26 protein-coding genes are annotated in these 21,603 nt (G+C 39.1%); 25 read left to right on the forward strand and 1 reads right to left on the reverse strand.

What is annotated here, in order from left to right; translation table 11 throughout:
• The first annotated feature begins 25 nt into the window (after window positions 1–25).
• From QYB95_RS01605 to QYB95_RS01725, 25 genes are all read left to right on the forward strand, one after another.
• A complete protein-coding gene (locus tag QYB95_RS01605; protein WP_301136328.1) occupies window positions 26–1,249 on the forward strand; it encodes a glucose-6-phosphate isomerase in 1,224 nt (407 codons plus the stop codon).
• A 291-nt stretch (window positions 1,250–1,540) separates the two neighbouring features.
• Window positions 1,541–1,915 (forward strand): flagellar protein FlaG, encoded by a 375-nt coding sequence (locus tag QYB95_RS01610; protein WP_301136329.1) that lies wholly within the window; start codon window positions 1,541–1,543, stop codon window positions 1,913–1,915.
• A gap of 15 nt (window positions 1,916–1,930) precedes the next feature.
• Entirely contained in the window at window positions 1,931–4,159 is a 2,229-nt protein-coding gene (gene fliD / locus QYB95_RS01615; RefSeq protein ID WP_301136330.1) for a flagellar filament capping protein FliD, read from the forward strand.
• Window positions 4,160–4,174: 15 nt separating this feature from the next.
• Window positions 4,175–4,534 (forward strand): flagellar protein FliT, encoded by a 360-nt coding sequence (gene fliT, locus QYB95_RS01620; RefSeq protein ID WP_301136331.1) that lies wholly within the window; start codon window positions 4,175–4,177, stop codon window positions 4,532–4,534.
• A gap of 94 nt (window positions 4,535–4,628) precedes the next feature.
• Window positions 4,629–5,033 (forward strand): flagellar export chaperone FliS, encoded by a 405-nt coding sequence (fliS, locus tag QYB95_RS01625; protein ID WP_301136332.1) that lies wholly within the window; start codon window positions 4,629–4,631, stop codon window positions 5,031–5,033.
• 285 nt (window positions 5,034–5,318) lie between these two features.
• Window positions 5,319–5,636 (forward strand): PilZ domain-containing protein, encoded by a 318-nt coding sequence (locus QYB95_RS01630; protein WP_301136528.1) that lies wholly within the window; start codon window positions 5,319–5,321, stop codon window positions 5,634–5,636.
• 268 nt (window positions 5,637–5,904) lie between these two features.
• Entirely contained in the window at window positions 5,905–6,459 is a 555-nt protein-coding gene (gene hpf / locus QYB95_RS01635; protein WP_301136333.1) for a ribosome hibernation-promoting factor, HPF/YfiA family, read from the forward strand.
• A gap of 218 nt (window positions 6,460–6,677) precedes the next feature.
• The gene (locus QYB95_RS01640) at window positions 6,678–6,977 is read left to right on the forward strand and encodes a hypothetical protein (protein WP_301136334.1); all 300 of its coding nucleotides are present in this window, start codon (window positions 6,678–6,680) and stop codon (window positions 6,975–6,977) included.
• 18 nt (window positions 6,978–6,995) lie between these two features.
• Window positions 6,996–7,553, forward strand: a complete 558-nt coding sequence (locus tag QYB95_RS01645) for a hypothetical protein (RefSeq protein WP_301136335.1) — start codon at window positions 6,996–6,998, stop codon at window positions 7,551–7,553.
• A 584-nt stretch (window positions 7,554–8,137) separates the two neighbouring features.
• Window positions 8,138–8,938, forward strand: coding sequence for a Flp pilus assembly protein CpaB (gene cpaB / locus QYB95_RS01650; RefSeq protein ID WP_301136336.1), 801 nt, complete (start codon window positions 8,138–8,140; stop codon window positions 8,936–8,938).
• 17 nt (window positions 8,939–8,955) lie between these two features.
• Window positions 8,956–10,116 carry an AAA family ATPase gene (locus tag QYB95_RS01655; protein ID WP_301136337.1) on the forward strand — a complete coding sequence of 387 codons (1,161 nt, stop codon included), beginning with the start codon at window positions 8,956–8,958 and terminating at the stop codon, window positions 10,114–10,116.
• A 12-nt stretch (window positions 10,117–10,128) separates the two neighbouring features.
• Window positions 10,129–11,478, forward strand: coding sequence for a TadA family conjugal transfer-associated ATPase (locus QYB95_RS01660; RefSeq protein ID WP_301136338.1), 1,350 nt, complete (start codon window positions 10,129–10,131; stop codon window positions 11,476–11,478).
• Window positions 11,475–12,401, forward strand: coding sequence for a type II secretion system F family protein (locus QYB95_RS01665; protein WP_301136339.1), 927 nt, complete (start codon window positions 11,475–11,477; stop codon window positions 12,399–12,401). The genes QYB95_RS01660 and QYB95_RS01665 overlap by 4 nt, the downstream gene beginning before the upstream one ends.
• 4 nt (window positions 12,402–12,405) lie before the next feature.
• Window positions 12,406–13,338 (forward strand): type II secretion system F family protein, encoded by a 933-nt coding sequence (locus QYB95_RS01670; protein ID WP_301136340.1) that lies wholly within the window; start codon window positions 12,406–12,408, stop codon window positions 13,336–13,338.
• 16 nt (window positions 13,339–13,354) lie between these two features.
• Complete coding sequence (locus tag QYB95_RS01675; protein ID WP_301136341.1) at window positions 13,355–13,561, forward strand: hypothetical protein; 207 nt, start codon at window positions 13,355–13,357, stop codon at window positions 13,559–13,561.
• A 176-nt stretch (window positions 13,562–13,737) separates the two neighbouring features.
• Window positions 13,738–15,165 carry a vWA domain-containing protein gene (locus QYB95_RS01680; RefSeq protein WP_301136342.1) on the forward strand — a complete coding sequence of 476 codons (1,428 nt, stop codon included), beginning with the start codon at window positions 13,738–13,740 and terminating at the stop codon, window positions 15,163–15,165.
• Window positions 15,166–15,186: 21 nt separating this feature from the next.
• Complete coding sequence (locus tag QYB95_RS01685; RefSeq protein WP_301136343.1) at window positions 15,187–16,875, forward strand: ICP22 family protein; 1,689 nt, start codon at window positions 15,187–15,189, stop codon at window positions 16,873–16,875.
• Between the two features lie 225 nt (window positions 16,876–17,100).
• Window positions 17,101–17,475, forward strand: coding sequence for a hypothetical protein (locus QYB95_RS01690; protein WP_301136344.1), 375 nt, complete (start codon window positions 17,101–17,103; stop codon window positions 17,473–17,475).
• On the forward strand, window positions 17,472–18,140 hold the full coding sequence (locus tag QYB95_RS01695; RefSeq protein WP_301136345.1) for a hypothetical protein: 669 nt from the start codon (window positions 17,472–17,474) through the stop codon (window positions 18,138–18,140). Before QYB95_RS01690 ends, QYB95_RS01695 begins: the two co-directional genes overlap by 4 nt.
• Window positions 18,141–18,148: 8 nt before the next feature.
• Window positions 18,149–18,595: a hypothetical protein gene (locus QYB95_RS01700; RefSeq protein ID WP_301136346.1), complete on the forward strand. Its 447-nt coding sequence runs from the start codon at window positions 18,149–18,151 to the stop codon at window positions 18,593–18,595.
• Between the two features lie 36 nt (window positions 18,596–18,631).
• Window positions 18,632–19,231 (forward strand): hypothetical protein, encoded by a 600-nt coding sequence (locus QYB95_RS01705; RefSeq protein WP_301136347.1) that lies wholly within the window; start codon window positions 18,632–18,634, stop codon window positions 19,229–19,231.
• Window positions 19,232–19,291: 60 nt separating this feature from the next.
• Entirely contained in the window at window positions 19,292–19,690 is a 399-nt protein-coding gene (locus tag QYB95_RS01710; RefSeq protein ID WP_301136348.1) for a TadE/TadG family type IV pilus assembly protein, read from the forward strand.
• Window positions 19,687–20,382, forward strand: a complete 696-nt coding sequence (locus QYB95_RS01715) for a pilus assembly protein TadG-related protein (protein ID WP_301136349.1) — start codon at window positions 19,687–19,689, stop codon at window positions 20,380–20,382. Before QYB95_RS01710 ends, QYB95_RS01715 begins: the two co-directional genes overlap by 4 nt.
• Before the next feature lie 149 nt (window positions 20,383–20,531).
• Window positions 20,532–20,741 (forward strand): helix-turn-helix transcriptional regulator, encoded by a 210-nt coding sequence (locus tag QYB95_RS01720; protein ID WP_301136350.1) that lies wholly within the window; start codon window positions 20,532–20,534, stop codon window positions 20,739–20,741.
• Window positions 20,734–21,036, forward strand: a complete 303-nt coding sequence (locus QYB95_RS01725) for a hypothetical protein (RefSeq protein ID WP_301136351.1) — start codon at window positions 20,734–20,736, stop codon at window positions 21,034–21,036. Before QYB95_RS01720 ends, QYB95_RS01725 begins: the two co-directional genes overlap by 8 nt.
• A gap of 121 nt (window positions 21,037–21,157) precedes the next feature.
• Here QYB95_RS01725 and QYB95_RS01730 read toward each other — a convergent pair whose 3' ends face one another.
• Window positions 21,158–21,583, reverse strand: a complete 426-nt coding sequence (locus QYB95_RS01730) for a VOC family protein (protein ID WP_301136352.1) — start codon at window positions 21,581–21,583, stop codon at window positions 21,158–21,160.
• Between the last annotated feature and the right edge of the window lie 20 nt (window positions 21,584–21,603).

The following is a 21,603-nucleotide window of genomic DNA, read 5'->3' on the forward strand; positions in this document are numbered from 1 at the left end:
AACTATATTTTCAGGAGCTGATAATATGATGTTAACTTTCAATTCCCCTATCCAAATAATTAATAGTTGTAACCAGATTCCTGATATGAGTCACTATCATGAAATTTCATTTAATGAATTATTAAAAATAAATTTGGTTGCTGAAGAGATAAAGAATAATGCACAAATACTTTTAGTTATCGGAGTTGGTGGGTCGTTCCTAGGATCTAGGGCGGTTATCGACGCATTGTCTCCTTATTTTGATCAATCAGATTTAGGAGTTAAAGTAATCTATGCTGGTCAAAATATGAGTGGTGCATACTTAAACCAACTTTTAGCTTACTTACATAATAAGGAAGTTTATGTAAATGTAATTTCAAAATCAGGTTCAACGATGGAGCCAGCACTTGCTTTTCGATTGATTAAAAAATATATGGAAAAAAGATACGGTGCTTTTTCTAAAAATCGTATTATCATTACTACAGATGCTACAAATGGTATTTTAAAGCAAGTTGCGGATATTGAAGGCTATCGTCAATTTGTCATTCCTTCAAATATAGGTGGTAGATATTCAGTATTTACACCAGCAGGATTATTACCAATTGCTGTAACTGGAGTTGATATTGAAGAATTTCTAAACGGAGCTAAACAAGCTGATACTGATACAAATGGTGATACTTCGAATCATGCTGCCCAACAATATGCCTTTACACGTTATGAATTATATAAACAAGGCTACTCAGTAGAACTTCTAGCTTCATTCGAACCACGTTTAAGTAATCTCCACGAATGGTGGAAGCAGTTGTTTGGTGAAAGTGAAGGGAAAGAGTACAAAGGTTTATATCCTTCTACTGTTAACTATTCAACTGACTTGCATGCAATTGGACAGTTTATACAAGAAGGTAGTCGTATTATGTTCGAAACTTTAATTCATTTTGAAGAAGTAGAAGCAGATATGGAAATCCCATTTACAATAGATGACATTGACGGATTAAATTATTTAGGCGGGCGTTCAATGAATTCGATTAATGCTATTTCAAAGGATGGGGTCGCTTTAGCTCATGAAGAGGGCGGAGTACCTGTTGTGAAAATTGTGATGCCAAAGCTAGATGCTTATCATGTCGGTTATTTAATGTTCTTTTTTATGAAAGCCTGTGTCATTAGTGCGTCTCTTCTTGAAGTAAATCCTTTTGATCAACCTGGTGTAGAAGCATATAAACGTAAAATGGTAGAGCTACTTAAGAATGAGGCGGTGTTAGTGAAAGAGTAAATCTCTCTGGATTCAACACGCAGATGATTAATATCGTCCTTCAGGAACAGAACCAAAATGTAAATTTTATTTAGCAACTATTGCAAAATATGAAGAAATGCTCGTCAAAAATTAATTGCACTTGGGAATGAAGTGAACCAACTTGTTAAGGAGAAAAACTAAGTACTACTTGTGCTTAGTTTTTTCATATTTTTTAACAGTTTTTATGAAAGGTCAAGGGTTTTTGCCGATATAACTTGTAGATATGGAATTTATATATACGCCCGGTCAAAGTCAAGGAGGATGGGGAACATGCGTATTTCGTCACAACAAGCAACAGATACTTCTGCGGCAACGAAAACGTTTCAAACTGCACCTGTAGAAAAAGTAGAAGAGCAAGGTAGCTCAAATTCTAAAACAATGATAAATGAACAGCTTACAACTATTGAAAAAAATGATATTAATGAAGAAAAGTTAAAACAAGCAGTAGATTCTTTGAATGAATTTATGGAATCGAACCATAATTCATCAAAGTTTGTTTATCATGAGGGGTTAGACCGATATTTTGTACAAGTGGTGAATAAAGATACAGATGAGGTCGTAAAAGAAATTCCGCCCAAAAAACTCTTAGATGCATTTTATGAAATGCAAAAAATGGTTGGAATGATTGTAGACGAAAAGATTTAATTAGGAGGATGCAATATGGTAACTCGTGTAGGTGGATTAGCGTCAGGAATGGACATTGACTCAATTGTAGAAAAGTTAATGTCGGCCGAAAAAGCCCCATTAACTAAGCTTTATCAACAACAAACAAAATACGAATGGGAACGAGATGCTTATCGTGAAATTAATACAGCCTTAAGTTCCTTTGATGATTACCTATTTGATAACTATAGATTATCTAGTAATTTTTATAAAAAAACAGTATCTTCAACAAATTCTTCATTAGTTACAGCAACTGCAACATCTGCTGCTATAGGATCTCTTTCAATTGAAGGTGTAAGTCAATTAGCAACTTCTGCCCGTTCTATTGGAACGACAATTAATGCTACAAGTAAAACTACCATGCAGGAATTGTTGTCTAGTAGTAATCCTGATTCTACCTTTACTGATCGAACAATAAAACTTAATGCTATTCAAAAAAATGGTGAATTAGCTACAACTGCAGCATCAATCGAAATAAAAGCGACAGATACTGTTGAAAATGTAGTCAATAAAATTAATGCTAGTGGTATTGGAGTTACAGCAGTTTTTGAAAGTGGTAAATTATCGATCTCTGCACAAAATACAGGTAGTTTGAAACAAGAGGGTGCTGCAGAGGTAATTGTTGAATCGGAGACAGGAAGTACATCTGGAACAGCAGTTGCTGCAGGTACTGAATTATTTTCATTGTTTGGACTGTCAGATAATAAAAATATAGCTAATGGCGGTTCAAACGCGATTTTTACAATTAACGGAATTGCAACTGAAAGATCTTCAAATACGTTCTCGATTAATGGTTACGATGTAACTTTGAATTCAACGTTTAATAAAACAGCAACCAATGCCGATATTTTACAGTCAACAAAGGATCAGTATGATTTTGCACACAAGAATACAGAAACTGCAAAAGCTGAACTAGATGCAGCTTTTGCAAATTTAGGTAATCTTAGCTTAGAAGGTTCAATTAATAATATTATTGGTACTACTAGTGACGATGGATTGGTCCTTAAAAATTACTTATTAAATATGGGAAGTAATGGACCCGAAAAGTTAGATGCTATTTTTAATCTAAGTATATCCAGTTCATTTACGGTAGCAGAAATTGATACACAATTAGAAACTCTTAAAAATTCAAATCCTGTAATATTTACTGATGCAGATATCAAATCTTTGAGAAGTGTTTTAATAACTAAGGGATCTGATGGTACCGAATCACCTTCCAATACAAATAATGGGTATCTTCAAGGTCTAGAGGATACTAAAGGGACAAATACTTCACAGCAAATCCTAGATGTTTTTGGAAAAGATTTAGCCTATTCAGAAGCAGTACTAAATAAAGAGGAAGCATTTACTTCATTCAGTGAGGCTTATAATCTAAATAAAGGTGTACCAGTACCTTCTGGACTAAAAAATTATGCCAGCACTGAACAAGATTATAAGGATTTTATGTCTGGGGTTGATAGTTATGTTGAAGCTAATAGTTCAACACAAGATAGTCCGGTGACTTTGACTTCTTCAACCGATGTAGACAACATGGTCGACAAAATCAAAAAATTCGTTGAAACATACAACGGATTAGTAACAACGATTAACGGTAAATTAAAAGAAACCTACAACCGAAATTATCCACCATTAACTGATGAGCAAAAAGAAGAGATGTCTGAAGATGAAATTGAAAAGTGGGAGAAAAAGGCGCAAACTGGTCTTTTACGAAATGATTCGATTTTAACAAATGGTCTGTACGCTATGCGTAGAACTTTTACAGATGCTGTTGGTGGTTTAGGTGATGATACAATTAATTCATTGGCTGAAATTGGCATTACAACTTCATCCACTACTTCGGATGGTGGGAAATTAGTTATTAATGAAGATAAGCTTCGAACTGCCATTGAAAAAAATGCAGATCAAGTTGCTTCTATCTTTACAAAGACTGGTACTGCAAAAGATGCTTCCAAGGGCGTTACTGAAGATACACGTGGTATCGCACAACGATTACGTGATGAGCTAAAAGGTTTTACTGGCGAAATTGAGAAAAAAGCTGGGAAAGCTTCGTCCACTAATCAATCTTATACAATCGGGAAACGTTTGGACGAAATGAAAACACGAATCGACGCGTGGGTAGATAAGCTTGAAAATATCGAATCACGATACTGGAAGCAATTCACTGCTATGGAAACGGCAATCAACAAAGCAAACAGTCAGTCAAGTATTTTCCAAACGGGATACTAAAATGGAGTTAGATTAATGGAAAATTTACAACAGTTATTACAAATTTCCGCTAAACTATTAAAGCATCTTACCAAAATACCAAATGGGGAAGACCGCTCCATCTATATTGATGAAATTAATGCGATGTTGGATGAGCGTGGAACTCTGATTGAGAAGTTAAGTCGTGAAGGTTTTGTGATAGATGCGAATAATAAAGTTCACAACACTTTAGCACAGTTGGACAAGAATATCCGGGAACGACTAGATCACGTTATGAACCTTGTCAAACAGGATATGAAGGACTTACAAAACTCAAAGAAAAATGAAAGACAATATATGAATCCTTATTCTTCCGTTCAGGTAATGGATGGCATGTATTACGATAAGAAAAAGTAAGATTTTGGCCATATTTTACAACAAATATTCAATCTTATTCGTTCAATGATAGTATTATAAAAAAGTATGTATCCCTTTAAAGGAGTGTCCCAAATTGGCAGCACCTAATTCTGCATTAAATGCATATAAACAAAATAGTGTCACAACTGCATCGCCTGGTGAATTAACATTAATGCTCTACAATGGTTGCCTTAAGTTCTTAACAAAGGCAAAAAATGCAATAGCAGATAAAAATATTGAAGAAAAAAATACAAATATTTTAAAGTCTCAAGCTATCATAGCTGAACTCATGTCCACTTTAAATATGGATATTGAGATATCCAAGCAAATGCTTCCCTTATACGACTACATGAACCGTCGCCTGATCGAAGCTAACGTTAAAAACGACACAGCCATTATCGAAGAAGTAATCGGCTTAACAACAGAATTCCGTGATACATGGAAGCAAGTTATCCAAATTACACGTCAGCAGCAATTTAGCAACGCTCAACAAGTTTAATTAAAACTAGCCTTACATCATCTATCAACTTTGGTGTAAGGCTTTCCTTATGCCAAAAATTTAATATTTAGTAATTTAGATATACTTTTAAATAAAAAGCTTACATCTCACTATGCCTAGAATTCCAGAATAAATTACAGTAAAAAGTCATATAGACAGAAGATTCTACTTTAGTTACCTTGGAAATAGGAAATTTTTTAGGAGGAAACACCTATGCAGTTTAAAAGATAAGAAGGGTTTCGGTTTGTTTTTAATGAGCCGATCGAGGCGAGTTTTCGTTTGTTGGTGAATGGACAACCTTTGCCAGCGCTGGATAGTTGTCCGTGTCAGATATTAGATATTAGTCCTCGGGGGATGAAGATGTTTTCGGAGGTGAAATTGGGGGAATACCTAAATAAGGCTGCACTCCAAATCGAGTTGCAATTTGTTTTGGATGTGACGACGATTCAGGCGGTTGGGGAAATTGTTTGGCGGAAGCCCTTTGGCCGAGGCGATCAATATGGCATCCTTTTTCAAGCTCAAAAGAATCTGGATGAACTCATTATTAAAGAGATGAAACTTCGCCGGAAAAAGGAAGTAATGCAGTCTAAACCATATCGATAGAAAAAATTTTTCGACATATTTTGTTTCATATGCTTAGAATTTTTCAAAGTTTGAGTAAGTTCTTACCTATATAATGGCATAAAGAATTTGTATGTAAACAATTTCCGTTAACCGAACCAATCGCGTTAGATGAATTTTTTCTAAATTATTTGTTAAGAATATGTGAATGGAATTGTCGAAAGATGAAAAAGATTCTCTAGTAGTGGTAGGATTTTTTGAACCTATGGCGAATATATATTTACATAGGTGTAATAAAGGAGGAGTTTACATGATTAACTTTAACATTCGTGGTGAAAACATTGAGGTAACTCCAGCGATACGCGAGTACGTTGAAAACAAGATCGAGAAAATCGAACGTTATTTCAGCGAGGGCGTAGATGCTAACGCAAACGTGAATTTAAAAGTTTACAATGGCAAACAAACGAAAGTCGAAGTAACCATTCCTTTGAAGAACCTCACACTTCGCGCAGAAGAGCGTCATGATGATATGTATGCAGCGATTGATCTTATTGTCGATAAACTAGAGCGCCAAATTCGCAAGCACAAAACGAAAGTCAATCGTAAATTCCGTGAAAGTACAGGCATCTACTTTGCACAAGAAGCGATGAACGGGTCTGCGGCTACTACCACATTAGAGGACGAGGAGTTCACGGTTGTACGTACGAAGCAATTCGACCTAAAGCCAATGGATCAGGAAGAAGCTATCTTGCAGATGAATCTACTTGGACATGATTTCTTCGTCTATACGGATTCAGAATCAGATGCAACGAACATCGTCTATAAACGACGTGACGGAAAATACGGGTTAATTGAAACGAATTAACACTCAAATTTAAAAATTAAATATTATCGGGCCCTTGCTTAGTGCAAGGGTCTTTTTTTGTTTGGAGCGGACTTTTGGGGATGATTTTACATGGTTTGATTTTAATCGTCCATACTAAAACCAGTTGTATTTTATCTAATAGCTAATGAAAATCGGGTAGCCATTACAAAATTCGTAATCGTCTGTGCATGGCAAGGCATTAAAAAAGGAGGATTGAGATGGCCGTCACATTAAAATGGGTTTCTGGGGGATTGGAAGCTTTGTTGGGAATCCCATTAATTGGGGGAACAATCATCATTGCCCTAGCTTATTTTCCCTTGCTGGTTATGTTGATTATTCATATTGCCACGTTAATTGTTTGTAAAAGAGAAGGCAAAAGCAGAGTAGGGAGTATTGTGGGGATTGTGACAAATTTGGTTGCCTGGATTCCTTTTTTAGGGATGGCGATGCACATTATCACAGCTGTGATTTTATTGTTATCAGCTTATCAGGATAAGAAGAGAAGTTCATTTAGCTAATAAAGGAGTGCATATACAATGAGAAATTTTCTGCTATTTATAACAGTGATCGGGGCAATGTTGCTGGCTGCTTGTGGAGGAAATGATGAAACGGCTGTTGACTCTACAGTAGAAACGAACGAGGAGCAAGCAACCGGTGATCCTGCAACTGAAAACGAAACTGGAACTGAAACAGAAGGCGGGGAAGAAGCCGCACCTGCAGAAGAGGAAGTATCGGAAGTGGTTGTAGATGATGCAAATGTAACGATTACGTACCAAGGTACTACGACACAAGAGGACGAGATTTTTGGTCAAACTGCATCCATCAAGTTCCAAGTTGTCAATAAACTGGGTAATTCGATTGAGGTGCAATCACGAGAACTTTCTACAGACAATGTCATGGTAGATGAAACGTTGATTGCTTATTCAGAAACAGTTGCAGCAGGGAAAACGGCAAACACAAGCCTGGAGATTTCGGAATATGAAGGCTATGACTTCCCTACATTCAATGAAAACATTGAGCTTACTCTCATCGTCATGAACGGTGATACTTGGGAGACAATTGCTGAATACCCGGTAAGCATTTCAATCAAATAGAAATTTTCCAAAAGGAAGAAAGCGCACAAATGCTGTTAGATCACCAGTTTGTGCGCTTTGAATTTTATTAATAAATAGCAGAATTGAGAACCAAATCTCCTTCAAAACGTCCTATATTATACCTTTATAGTTCTTCACTCTTTTTCCTTCCACCCTTAATACCTCTCAATCCCAAGTATTTTAAAGTCAAATATCTTCAATTCGAACTACCCAAAAATCTAAAAAAATATGGAAAATCGTACTTTTTTCATAGTTTCCTTCGATAGAATATGTCATCTGACCTCATTTTCCAATTCATTCGACAAAATCCAACAATATCCTTGGAAAAATTTAAATATAAAAGTTGAATAACAAAACTATCTACTCATGCCCAATTATCTATAAATCCAACTATGAAATTTCGCCCACCTTTGACAACTTTTTTTACTTATCTATACTAAAAACTGTAAAAAGGCGTTTCATTCGCCACTAGGAAAGTAGAAATACTTTTTTAGCTACATACGTACACCATGGCATTTAACAAACCAAACATTAAAAATTGCCAAGTTTAACTAAAAATTGTGAATTAGAAGGTAGGGGAACTTGTGTTAGAGGCAAAACGACGTGCGGCCATTTTTCTTTTACTCGCGTTTATTTTAGCGGCCGTCGCAGGCTACTTAGTATTGGAAAAGGTCAAACAACTAAATGCAGAGCTTGGAGGGATGGTAGAAGTTTATGTTTCCAATGGAGATATCCCTGCTCGTACATTACTACAATCGAGTCAACTAACCAAAATGGAAATTCCTCAAAAATTCCTGACAGCATCGCATATTACAGATAAAAGTGACATTGTCGGTCAAGTATCGGTGGTTCCTTTAAAGGAAGGGGATATCATTACGCAAAATATGCTGAAGAGTTATTCCAACCTTCAAGATGAAAATAATCGACTTGTCGCGCTATACCGAACAGATAAGATTCAGTTTGACCAGGAAATCGCGGCACTGGATCGAGTGGACATCGTCGTATCGATTGAAGAAGAAGGAAAGAAGAGTACTGAGCTATTCATGAAAGATGTGGCTGTAGCATTTGCATCAGGGACAGGTGAGAAATTCGCCGGGATTGGGGTTGAAGTTTCTTCCGAGGATGCAACGAAATTGATCCATATGCAAAACTATGCAGAATACATACGTGTGCTAAAGGCCAATGTTGGGCAGGAGGATGAGGTTTCTCAGAAGACAACAGAGGAGCCAAAAGAAGAAGTTCCTGCAGAAACGACTAAAGCAAAATCGACTGAAACAAAACCAGAAGGCGAGACAAACACGAAAAAAGATCCTGCTGCAAAGACGAATACTGAAGAACCGCAAGCCCCAAAAACGAAAGCTGAATCTTCAGAAGGAAATTCGTAGGGGAGGGGGAGTCAAGTATGGAGAACAAGTTAAATTTATTAATTATTAGTGACGATAGCTTGCTTCGTCAGCAGCTTCAAACGATTGCGGAAAACACGGGAGAGAATGTGCTCACTGCCACTACAACCGACGCGATACGAGAAATGAATCGTGAAACAAGGGATATTGTCTTGATGACACAGCCTGAAACGGATGTAGCCATTGACCTTGTTCAATCGATGAAGCAAATCAATAGCTCCGTTCTAATCATTTTCATTGCTGATCGAACAGACTTTGTATTGCTGCGGAATATGATGCGTGCAGGAGTGGATGAGTTCTTTGTATTTCCAGAGGAAACCTCGCTCTTTACAAGTCGATTCCCAACAACGGTAAAAAATTATTCCATTACGAAAAACTCAAGAGAAACGGGATCCTCCATTTCTTTTGGTCGAGGAAGAGGGCAAATTTACTCTTTCTATAGTGGAAAAGGTGGCAGCGGAAAATCAGTCATTTCTTCCGTTCTCGCGCAGACACTGAAGCTTGAGTCTACAGCTGAAGTCATTTTGATTGATTTGAATGGCCAATATGGTGGCGTTGAATCAATGTTTTCGATTGAATCAAACCGCTCCGTGGCCGATCTTTTACCAGTAATTGAGGAACTGAATGAAAGCCATATCCGTAATGTGTCTAAAACGGAGCAGCATTCCAAGCTCGAGATTTTAGTGAGCCCGATTGATGCGGAAGTGGCGGAAACTTTAGGAGAAGAATTTGTCGCGAAGTTACTAAGAACCTCTCGGCGTGCCTTTGATTATGTGATCATTGATTTGCCATCTACATTGAATGGCTCGGTCATCACTGCGATGGAGGAGTCAGATAAAATCTTCTATGTACTGACACCGGATACGCCGGCATTACGTGTTTTGAAGCATTATGAAGAATTGGCCGCACGTATCGGCATGAATTTAGTCGGGAAAATGGAAGTAATCCTAAACCATATTGCCAAGGAAAATGAAGTTCAGGAAAAGGATTTGAAAAATGTACTGCGGTACCCGATTGCGGCGACTCTTCGAAAGGACATTAAAGGATTGCAGCCTTTTGTCAACAAGGGGGAGCCGGTTCGAAAGGTTGTAAAGGAAAGGAAGCTTATTCCTTTTGCTAAAGACATTCGGAAGTTTTCTCGGGAAATTTTGAAATCATAAGGGGGTATCGTGATGGCTTCCATTTTTGAAAGAAGAAAAGAATTGGCTTCACAAAAGAAGACTGTTTCCTATCAATACGATAACCATCTTGTAGATGAACTAGTAGAACATTATAAAACGCGCTTGCTCCGCGATACCAATCTGGAGGCATTGACACAGCTTTCGCAAGGTGAAATGCGGCTGAAAATCGAGCAGTATGTGTCGCAGTTTATGTCGGAGGAACGGGTAGTTATTTCCCGCCACGATAAGGAGCTCCTTGTTACTCGAATTTTGGATGAGTCGGTTGGATTAGGGCCGCTTGAGCCTTTGATCAATGACCCAACAATTACAGAGATTCTGATCAACGGCTATAGCGAAGTGCATGTGGAACGAAAAGGGAAACTTGAACAAGTCAATATTACTTTCCGTGATGATGAACATGTTCGCCATATCGTTGACCGAATTGTAGCACCACTTGGTCGTCGGATTGATGAAAGCTCACCGATGGTAGATGCCCGCTTACCTGATGGAAGCCGTGTAAATGCAGTTATTCCGCCGGTGTCTCTAAATGGGACGCTTGTTTCCATCCGAAAGTTCCGAGCAGAGCCATTCCAAATGGATGACTTGCTCGAGTTTAGTTCACTTGATGACAACATGGCCTTTTTCATTGACTGTGTTGTAAGGGCAAAGATGAACATGCTTATTTCAGGAGGTACGGGTTCCGGGAAAACGACATTGCTGAATGTTGCGGCAAGCTCGATTCCACATTTTGAACGAGTAATTACCATAGAAGACTCGGCGGAGCTTCGCCTGAATCGTTCCAACGTTGTAGGGATGGAGGCTCGTCCCGCCAACGTGGAGGGAAAAGGTGAAATCACCATCCGTAATCTCGTACGAAATGCGCTTCGGATGCGTCCTGATCGAATTATCGTCGGGGAGGTTCGTAGTGGAGAAGCATTCGATATGCTTCAAGCGATGAACACGGGTCACGAAGGATCGATTACTACCGTCCATGCCAATACGCCGGATGATGCGTTGCGACGTGTTGAATCCATGGTCGTAATGGCGGGGATGGACCTTCCATCTTCCATTATCCGTGAGTTTATCGTCGGGGCATTGGACATTATTATCCAAGCAACAAGGTTAACAGATGGTACACGTAAAATCGTGTCCATTTCGGAAGTGCAAAAACATGAGGACGGCTCTTCGGAAATCGTTGAGATCTTCACTTTCAAGCGGATTGGGATGTCAGAGGATGGAGATGTTATTGGGTATTTTACTCCAACGGGCAGGAAGCCTAAATGTCTGGAACGCATTCGAATGTTCGGCATTGAAATTTCGGAATCCATCTTTAGACCCCAGCATCAGGAGGTGATTGTATGACCGCTGCTGTAATAGCAGGAGGAGCAGTCCTGTTGCTCATCATTGGATTTTATAATCTATTAGGCTATCGAAAAGAAAAGAAGGAATGGAGAAAGAAGACACACCAATTCTACCGTGAAGGGGAAAAACGAAAAAGTGTCATCGTTCTATGGGGGTCGAAATTCGACCAAACCGAAACGGCAAAGGAAATGGAAGCCAAGTTGCAGGATGCCAATATTCCATTTACGCCATCTGAATTTTATGGAGCGCTATTCGTTTCTTACATGGGGATCTTGTTTGTTCTCGTAAACTTTTTCAGTGTTCCGCTTTTGATTGCCTTAGTTCTGTCTCTTTTATTGCTTGAGGCAGGAAGAAGAATGCTGTTTAAAATCCGGAAAGACCGAAGAAGACAAATCTTGGTCGATCAATTGCCTGATATTTGCCGACTGCTGGCCAATTCCACACGATCGGGGATGACGTTAAATCAAGGGATTCAACTGGTCGCAAAGGAGATGGCGGAACCGGCAAAAAGTGAGTTTAAAAACTTGGCTCATGAATTATCATTAGGCATTGATTTCGGGAGCGCCATTCGCACATTGGAAAAGCGTATTGACAATAAAGAGTTCCATCTGTTTACGGCAACCTTGCTCATTCAAAAGCGGGCAGGCGGAAATTTATATGCCGTGCTGGATGAAATGAGTCAAACACTTGATGAACGAAAGCTCCTTAAACAAGAGATTAAAACGATGACAGCCGAACATAAGTATATCGCGTACATTGTTCCCATCATTCCAATCTTTCTTGTCCTGATGATGAACAATGTAGTAGACGGATTCCTCGATGCCCTGTTTTCAGGGATTGGGATGATCTTATTTGCAATATTTGTTGCAGGAACTGTTGCTACGTTCTTCATCATCAATAAGATTACAAATATTAGGGTGTGACAAAATGGATGGAATTATCGCAATCACCATCATACTTACTGTCTTCTTCATTGGCGTATCGCTTCGAGCATTCTATGTCTATCTAACAAAGCACCGTGAACTAAAGACGACTGTATCCGACACTTTGTATGTATACGACGGCTTTCAAAAGAAAGAAAGTCGCAAGGAAAAATTCTTAAAGAAAATGCTTCATTTTGCAGACGATTTTTCAGATCTGGGTCAGCGAATAAATTTCTTTAGTGAAAATGCGGATGTGAAAAAGTGGATTATCCAGGCGGGATACCCATACGGCATCACGGTTGAAAGATTCCAGGGTCTGAAGATTTTCCTGCTCATCATTGGTGTATTAATGGGTGGCATCATGCTGTTGCTTAGATTTCCATTTTCGCAGTTTATGGTCATTCTGTTGCCCATCGCCGGATTTGCAAGTGCCATTCTTTGGATCCGATCGAAAGCGAAGGCACGCCAAGCAGAAATATCGTACCAATTACCCGATTTTCTCGACACGATGAGTGTGACGTTGCAGGCAGGTGTTGGGTTGACGCAAGCATTGCGGGATATAGTGCCGTATTTTATAGGGCCCATTAAAGAAGAGTTCGAGCGATTTCTTCAAGAAATTAGTGTCGGTGTCCCGAGAGTGGAAGCTTACCGATTATTGCTTGAACGGAATGAATCAAAAGAGTTTCAGATTTTAATCAAGTCTTTAATTCAAGGGGAGCGATTGGGTGTCCCGATTGCCGCCTCTTTTAAACAGCAAGCCGAGGAAATGAGAAAGCTGAAGAAAGAAATGATTAAGGAAAAAGCCGCAAAAGCCTCGCCAAAAGTGACGCTGGTTACAACCTTTCTGATTCTGCCTTCATCCCTCATCTTGATTGGCGGGTTGATGATCATTAATATGTTTAACCAAAATAGCGGGATTTTCGATTTATTAAAATAAAAGGAGAGAAAAAAACATGAAAAAATATATGCAAAGTTTAGTAGTTAATTTTATGGCGCCAGTGAAAAATGAAAAAGGTGCACAATCATTAGAATGGTTAGGGTTGGCTGCGTTATTGATTTTAGTATTAGGGATTATCTCAACGGCTGTTAGTGGTCAATCTGGTTCCATCTCAGATTTAATCGGAAATATCATTCAAAAGATTAGTGGAATGGTAGGCTAGGCATTTACAAAATCGTCCTGATTGGAATGAAGAGTAGTACGATGTTTTCGGGACGATTTAAAAGCAACGAATGAAAAGACTACAAAAATGCTGTAAAACAACTAGAAAATATCTTAATAAAAAAGTAGCACAACTTATAAGATTTTAGTGCTTTTGAATAGTAGGAGTTGAGGCGATTGCAAAGACTTTATGGTTTACTAATGATCTTAGTATTGATGTTGCTTGTTGCTGCATGTAGTAATGAGAAAGCAAAGGAAGCAACCGACGAGGTCGATGCAAAAGAACAGAGTGATGTTTCGACTATAAACGAACAATCACCAGTTAGCGAAAAACCTGAAGATAATGAAGCAAATGAAAATGAAGAAACAAATGAGGATGCAATTGTGGGACCTCCCCTTCCAACAACTTTAGAGGAACTCGAAAAGTTGCCTTCCGGTTATACGGAATATATTAATAGACTCGAAGATGAAGGGAAATTGTTAACGGACGAATTAACAAAAAATCTTCCAGATATTGCAAACAATCCAACAAATGAAGAATTGGATCGTTATTATGAAGCGCTATTGTCTGTATTTCAACAGGACTACGAGGGGCCAGGAGATTTAATCGAGCAACTCAAATTTCAAGCGATTGGCAGTCCAGAGATTGATGATCCGCGCTATCAATTTAAGGAAAACTTGAATGTCATGGTAATCCTGGATGCTTCGGGGAGTATGGCGAATAGCGAAGGCAGCGTAACACGCATGGATGCTGCTAAAAATGCAATTACGGAATTCGTGAAAGGTTTACCGGAAGAGGCAAATGTCGGTTTGCGAATTTACGGACACAAAGGTTCCGGTAAGAATGAAGATAGAGCACTGTCATGCAGTAGCAGTGAATTGGTTTATCCGCTAAGTACGTATAATGCGACAAATTTTGAGCAATCCCTCTCAAAGGTGACGCCAGCTGGCTGGACGCCTATTGGATTAGCTTTAAAAGAGGCCCAGAAGGATTTAGCTTCGTTTAAGGGCGATACGAATACTAATATTGTGTACTTAGTAAGTGACGGGATATCAACTTGTGACGATGACCCGGTTGGAACGGCAAAGTCTCTTTATGATTCTGATATTACGCCGCTCGTCAATGTCATTGGCTTTAATGTGGACCAAGAAGGCCAAAAACAACTGCAGGAGATTGCTGGCGCAACAGAGGGAACATATCAAAATGTTACCGATGCTCAAGGTCTTCAAGAGCAACTGAATGAAGCGAGCAAGATAGCGGAGAAGTGGAAACAGTGGAAAACGTCCGAAGAAGGCTGGATTGATTTCTACAAAACAGATAATGCACTTGATATATTCAGCTATCATACCCATGAATTTGGTAAATGGGTTGATGAAAGGCAAGCAATTGGGTTTACCTTGACTTATCTATTACAAGAACGAGAGAAGATGTCCCGTGAATCACATGACTATCTACAGCAAAAAAACAAGGACTATCATGCTTGGATAGAAGATGAGTATGACAAGTTAAGAGATGAGTTAAAAGCGATGAATGAGATGAATCATGCCCAAGCCATTAAAGCATTAGAGGAAAAATATCTTCAGAATACAAGCAACACACCTTAAAAAGGAAAGTGAGGTGAAAGTGTGAAAGGAAGCAACTTTCGCAGAATCTCTGCAATCTTTATGATTGCCTTTGTCCTGTTCTGGTCTGCAATGCCTTCCATAAGTATGGCCTTTTTCATAACACCAGGGAATGCAATCACACCAGGGCAGGCAATCACGCCAGGACAGGCGATTACAGGTGGGCAATTCATCATGCCGGGAGAAGTGATTGCTCCAGGGGATCCAGTGAATGGAGGAAGTGCCTATCAAGGAGGACCATTTTTGCAAGGCGGGAATGCAGCGGTTTCAGGCCAGCCACTAATCCCATCCTATCAAGGCAGCAATGGTCAATGGATCATTCCCAACATTGCAGGCTCCTTACCAATTAATAACCCGATTACAGCGGGCGATGCCATAACAGGAGGGCAAGGTCCTTCCGGCGGGCAGGCGGTAAATGGTGGAAACGCAAATGGTGACGGCACTGGCCCAACCGGAGGGAATGCGATTAACGGTGGTGACGGAAGCTCGTCAGGAGATTCAATCACAGGTGGAGATCCTGCTAATGGTGGTGAAGGTGCCACTGGTGGCGACGCATTGAATGGAGGAGATGGTTCTACTTCTGGTGATTCGATTACAGGAGGGGATCCGACTCAAGGTGGCAATGGTCCAACTGGTGGAAATGCCCCAATTGGAGGAGAATCTGGCCAAGGTGGGGATGGCCCGACTGGCGGGAATGCCCCAACTGGAGGAGATCCGAGTCAAGGTGGAGATGGTCCAACAGGTGGAGATGCACCAACCAGAGGAGAAGGTCCGACATCGGGTGATACAGGAGGCACTGGTGATTCGGGGGAGGGTGGTTCTAGTAGTGACAACCCTTCATTGTTAAATACGATGGTTCCAACCACTGATACAACAAGAGGACCACTTGGGGTAATAATGGGGGCTTTACAAGACGGAAATCGCTTCATTACATCCTTTGGTAAAAGTTTTGTTGAAGGTCTTACGGCAACCTATGCAGGTTATAGATTTACTGAATTGGCATCAGGAAATTATAAGGTAGTTAGTAATCGGGCAGTGCAAAATCCGGTACTGGATTATTTCTATAATAGCTTCAAAAAATATGACTTGGGCAATCGGCAAGCGTATATGCCGGTTGGTGGAGCGAATCCACGGCCACATAAGATTGATAGTTTTTTCCAAAGCAAGAATTTAACTAATTGGAGTACGCCATCAAGCTTTTTCAAAACAACGTGGAGCAGTGTTAAAACAGGATTGAACGAAAGTTTTAATGTCTTTTCGAAGAAATTTTATGCTCCGTCCAACATGATGAAACTGAATGGACCTGTGAATATAATCGCATCAGCCTTTAATAGTGTTTACGATTATGGTTGGGGCGAAAAAAAGAGTACAGGCATACTATCATCCAACTTCGCCGCTGATTTAACAGTTGATGTTGCAATAGGTGCTGGGACTACAGCTCTATCAAGCGTACTTTCCAGTGCTGTAGGTGGAGCAGTTGCAGGATCAGCATTTCCTGGTGTAGGAACAGCTGTGGGGGCGGTTGTCGGCCTGGGTGCTGGCTTAGTCTCGACCTACCTGATCAATGGGACAGAACCAGGGCGAAGAGCGAAACAGTGGGTCAGCGATAAATTGAGTGCAGGATATCGCAAAGTAGGCGATGGAATAAAAGGATTGGCAAATGGTGCTAAAAAGCTTTTTGGCTTTGGATAACTATTGTATTTCCGATACACTCCTGACTTTTAGTTAGTTAGGGGATAAATGAACACACTGTCATAATTTATCTTCAATCAGCGAAAAGAAATCCCACTGATTGAAGATAGGTCTTGCAGTGGATAAGAAAATCGCAATACTCAAGCCGTTTGTTTGACTATTGGCTTTATCTTAACAATACCTCCTTAGAACATAAGATTGACAAGAAATGTAGGTGTATAAAAAATGTTTAACACAATTAAGTTTTTTCAAGCTGTAGGGGCTTCTTTTTTGGTGACAATCATCGTTTCCTTTTTAGTGGGCTTTTTTCAATTGGGCAATTATGGACTTTTTCTTTTTATTCAAACCATCATAACATATGGAAGCTTGGGCTTTTTTGCCTCTAGATTGAACACTGAAACTCCTTATACTGCTGCTTATTTAGGAGCTATTTTCATGTCCTTCATCAGCATACTCTTCTCTCATTTTGTGTTGCATGTCTATATATTTACTGATCCGAATGGAATTGCGAGAAGTATGTCGCTTGCAGTTTTGGTTAGTTTGCTATTTGCCTACATCACCACTCTTATTAGAACGAAAAGAGAAGAGGTTCTCCCATGATTCGTGAAATACTTGATATTTATAATCGTAATTGGAGTCAAATAACATTTTGGTCTATACTTATTATCTTGCCAGTAACAGTGATTACGTTTTTAAGCATGATTTATGTATCAGGTTCCGAAAATTCAATAGCGCCTCATTACTTTTCAGGTCTCGCAATTTTTTTGAATTTTATTTTATGTATCCCACCCTTTGTGAAAATGGTGCTCGTGGATCGACAGGATGAAACCGTAAAACCAGCTGATGGCATCGCATTTTTCTGTAAGCAATTTGGATTGCTTCTTGTTGTTTCGAGTGTTTTATATTTTATTGCCTTTATCGGGATGTATTTGTTGTTTATCCCAACAGTAATCGCTTTGATTTTGTTATTAGTTTTTCCATTCTTTTCAGAAGGTCATAACATTCAGGAAATTTTCTATCAATCCGCAAAAGCCATTAAAAGGGAGAATATTGCGCTTATTGGAGACATCTTGGTTATCGTATTTATTAATTTGGGGATATGGCTAGTTGTTCTGTTGTTTTTAGAGCAGTACGATAATAACCTGCTCGCATTTTTACTGATCCGCAGTATCATAAATATATTTATCTTCCCCTTTTTCTATATCTACTTAACATTAAGATTCCGAAAAAATTCAGCTATATTAATTGCTGATGAAAGATGGTGATGAAACCAATGGAAAAATTATTAAATCCAAATCAGGAAGTAATGGATTTTAGGAAGTTCAATCTATTATTCATGATTCTCTTATCCTTTATTACACTTGGGGCTTACATAGGGGTATGGTTTTTACAGCATAAACAACGTTTTGAGGAATTTTCTCAAAAAACGAAGCTCTACTTTGGGTGGTGGAAGTTTTTTACTATCTTCTCCTTTGTTTTTCTATTTATCAAATTGTTTGGATCCATGGTGTTAAGTGAGTATGGCATCGTCAATATTCAATCTTATGAAACGATATTTAATTTCTTTTTTATAGGGTTGCTTTACTATTCGATTTTTAGATTAAAGGATTGTTTGGAAGAGGAATATGATCTATACCTGAATAAATATTTACTCTTCTTTTTCCATATTTTTTATATCCAATTTAAATTAAATCAAGTACATTCAACTTCGGAGCGATAAGCTTTAACTCATATTTGTTAAAAGGAGGCGGATGTGTTGAGAAAAAAAGATTCTCATTTTGTAGAGTTTAAGAATAATCGTGTATTTATTACGTTGTTTTTGCATGTGGTGATAGGGCTTTTATGCAGCTTTATCCCAGAAGAAAACGCAGGATTATGGGTTGGGATCAATATAGCTTTAGCGACTGTTTTTGCACTAGTCAATTATACAATCTGGTTATTCCATAAAAATAACAGTAAGCGCTACTTTTCGTTACATACATTTGTCATGCTTTTGGGGATTGCTTTCTATATGATGTCTCCTGCTTTTAGGGCACTGTATCCATCTATCTTTTTTTGGTTATTGCTGCTTGTAACCCTTGTATTGGTTGGTTTCTTGATTATTAAATATGATGCGGTAACCAATGCTTTTGTAAACCCGGGAGATTCGTGGTTTGTAAAGATTTTGGGTATGTATGGAGGAATTATCTTTATCGCTGGTGGAGTTCTTTGGGCTTACATGAATGCGACGGAGACCGGTCCATTTGCTCCGGTGGCGATTATTTTATTTTTCATCGGGATTTTCCTCCTGATGATTGCACCGATTATGCTGGCAACACCTGAGCGAGTAAAAGAATTAGAGAAGCCAAGGTACTAGTTCTTCATACTAATAGGTTTAATAGTGCCTAAAAATTGTTTAGCCAAGGAGGCGATTCTGTTGAAAGGAAGAAAGCTGCTGAAAGAAGAAAGAGGGTCGCTTTCCATTGAATTTTTAGGAATTCTTCCATTATATTTCTTGCTTTTTCTACTTCTCTGGCAAGTCGTTGCTTCCGGTTATGCCGTGATTAGTTTAAAATCTGCTGCATCGGATGGGGCACAGGTGTATGCGGTGTCAGGAGACTGGCTTGAAACAGAAGAGGTAATTAATAAGTCGATAGGCAGTTCATCTATTCTGTCTAATCATCAGGTTTTCATTCAAAATGTACCTGGAAATGCGGATCTTTTTGAAATCGAAATCAAAGCAGAACACCCACTCGTCTTTCTTCCAGATAGCATTGCTAATCTAGCATCAATAACCATTGATTCTAAAGCGACAGGAAAGGTGCTTGTCCCATGAGGCAGTTAGAGAATGAAAAAGTCGCTTTATCGCAAGTGGAATCCAGGGGAGCTAAAGGAGCCTTGAAGCATCTTAACAATGAAAAGGGAAGCGCCGCCATTTATTTATTATGGATCATGACGGTCATCATTGTCCTGACAGTCGTCATTGTCAATATTGCCAAGGTGTATGCGGTTAAGCAACAGGCATCCACTGCTGCTCAACTTGGAGCTTTTGCAGCAACGAGCGAAATTTTGTTCGCAACAGAGGAAGGCATTAAAGATTTCGATGAATACATGATGCAAAAAGCTCTTGAAGCAGGATTGGAATATGAACCCTTGTGGGATGAAATTGAAGAGCGTAAAGAGAGCTATATGGCAAGTGATTACGGGGAACAAGAAGCCTATATTAAAGCTTTAAATGAAATGCTGCCAGGGAGACTGGGGGATCCCATTTTAAAAGGTTACCTTCTTCTGGATTCTGCCCTAAGTACGAAAATATTTAGTACAGTTCAAGACGTAGTTCGAGAAAACGAAGGCAACGAGGAACATGTCGAAATAAAAATCTCACAGGAAAAGTACCGAGTCGAAGTCAAAACCGACGCCACTTACGAGACAATCGGCAATGGGGAATATATTGATAGCTTCGAAAAAGACATTCCCGAACTCGGGTACGGACCGGAATTATCCTACTTACAATATATCTTAAATTAAAATTGCTCCAAAAGAATCTGCATTCTTTCGGAGCAATTTTTTTGTGGCCTAATGTGCATGCCTGGCACACATAATTCCCTTGACATATTATAGCATGTAAAGTATCCTTTACGTAAAGCTAGCTTTACATTTAAGGGTGAGGTGAGAATTTGCAAAACCGCATCAAAGATTTACGTCAGCAGCATGATTTAACCCAGGATGAGCTTGCCGAAAAACTCGAAGTTTCTAGGCAAACGATTATATCTCTAGAAAAAGGCCGATATAATCCTTCGCTCATTCTGGCTCATAAAATTGCAAAATTGTTCGAAATGCAAATTGAAGATGTGTTTATTTTTGAGGAGGGGAAGAATAATGGATAACATGTTGGTGGCAGTATTATTTTGGATTGGTCTTGCAGTAGTTATCGTGAGTGCTTTTTATCTTCCGAGAAGGATGATGAAAAAGAAAAAACAGTATGATGAGAGATTCGTGATGAATGATCATTTGGCTCGCTCTTACAGCTGGATGGGTTCGTTGGTGATAATTTTTATTGTCTGGTTTTTATCGCTTGTTATTTTCCATTCCCTCATCGCATTTTGGCTGATCACAGTAATTTATGTAGGGCATATGCTATCTTACGCCATTGGTACTGCCATTGCGAATGGAAAAAACTGAGATGCGAAGAGTATAAATATCCAGTTATTTGACTTAAAAGATAATAAGATAAAAACGAAAAAAGCCTTCCTTTCGAAACGAGTCCGGTGAAAGAGAGGCTTACTTTTTATTAAACAAGGGATTAATATTGTTCTCCGCTATCCAAGCTTACCTGCCATTCAATGCCGAACTTGTCCTTTACTGCTCCATAGCACTTGCTCCAGAACGTTTCCTGCAGCTCCATTTTTACAGTGCCGCCTTCCTTTAATCGTTCAAAGCTGGAGCGAATGAGTTCTTCATCATCAGTCACCACAGCTAGCGAGATATTGTTTCCTTCAACGAATGGAGAGCCTGGCCAAGTATCCGAGAACATGACGCGGCTTCCCAGAATATCCAATCTTGTATGCATGACCAAATTCTTTGCTTCTTCCGGGATTTCAAAGTTCGGATCTTTTGGTGCATCGCCAAATGTCATAATATTCGGCTTTTCTGTTTTGAATACATCCGCATAAAATTCCGCAGCTTCGCGACAATTTCCATTAAAATTTAAATAGACCTCGATTGCCATTTCTATACACTCCTAACAAT

Source organism: Ureibacillus aquaedulcis, assembly GCF_030418165.1.
Classification (GTDB): domain Bacteria; phylum Bacillota; class Bacilli; order Bacillales_A; family Planococcaceae; genus Ureibacillus; species Ureibacillus aquaedulcis.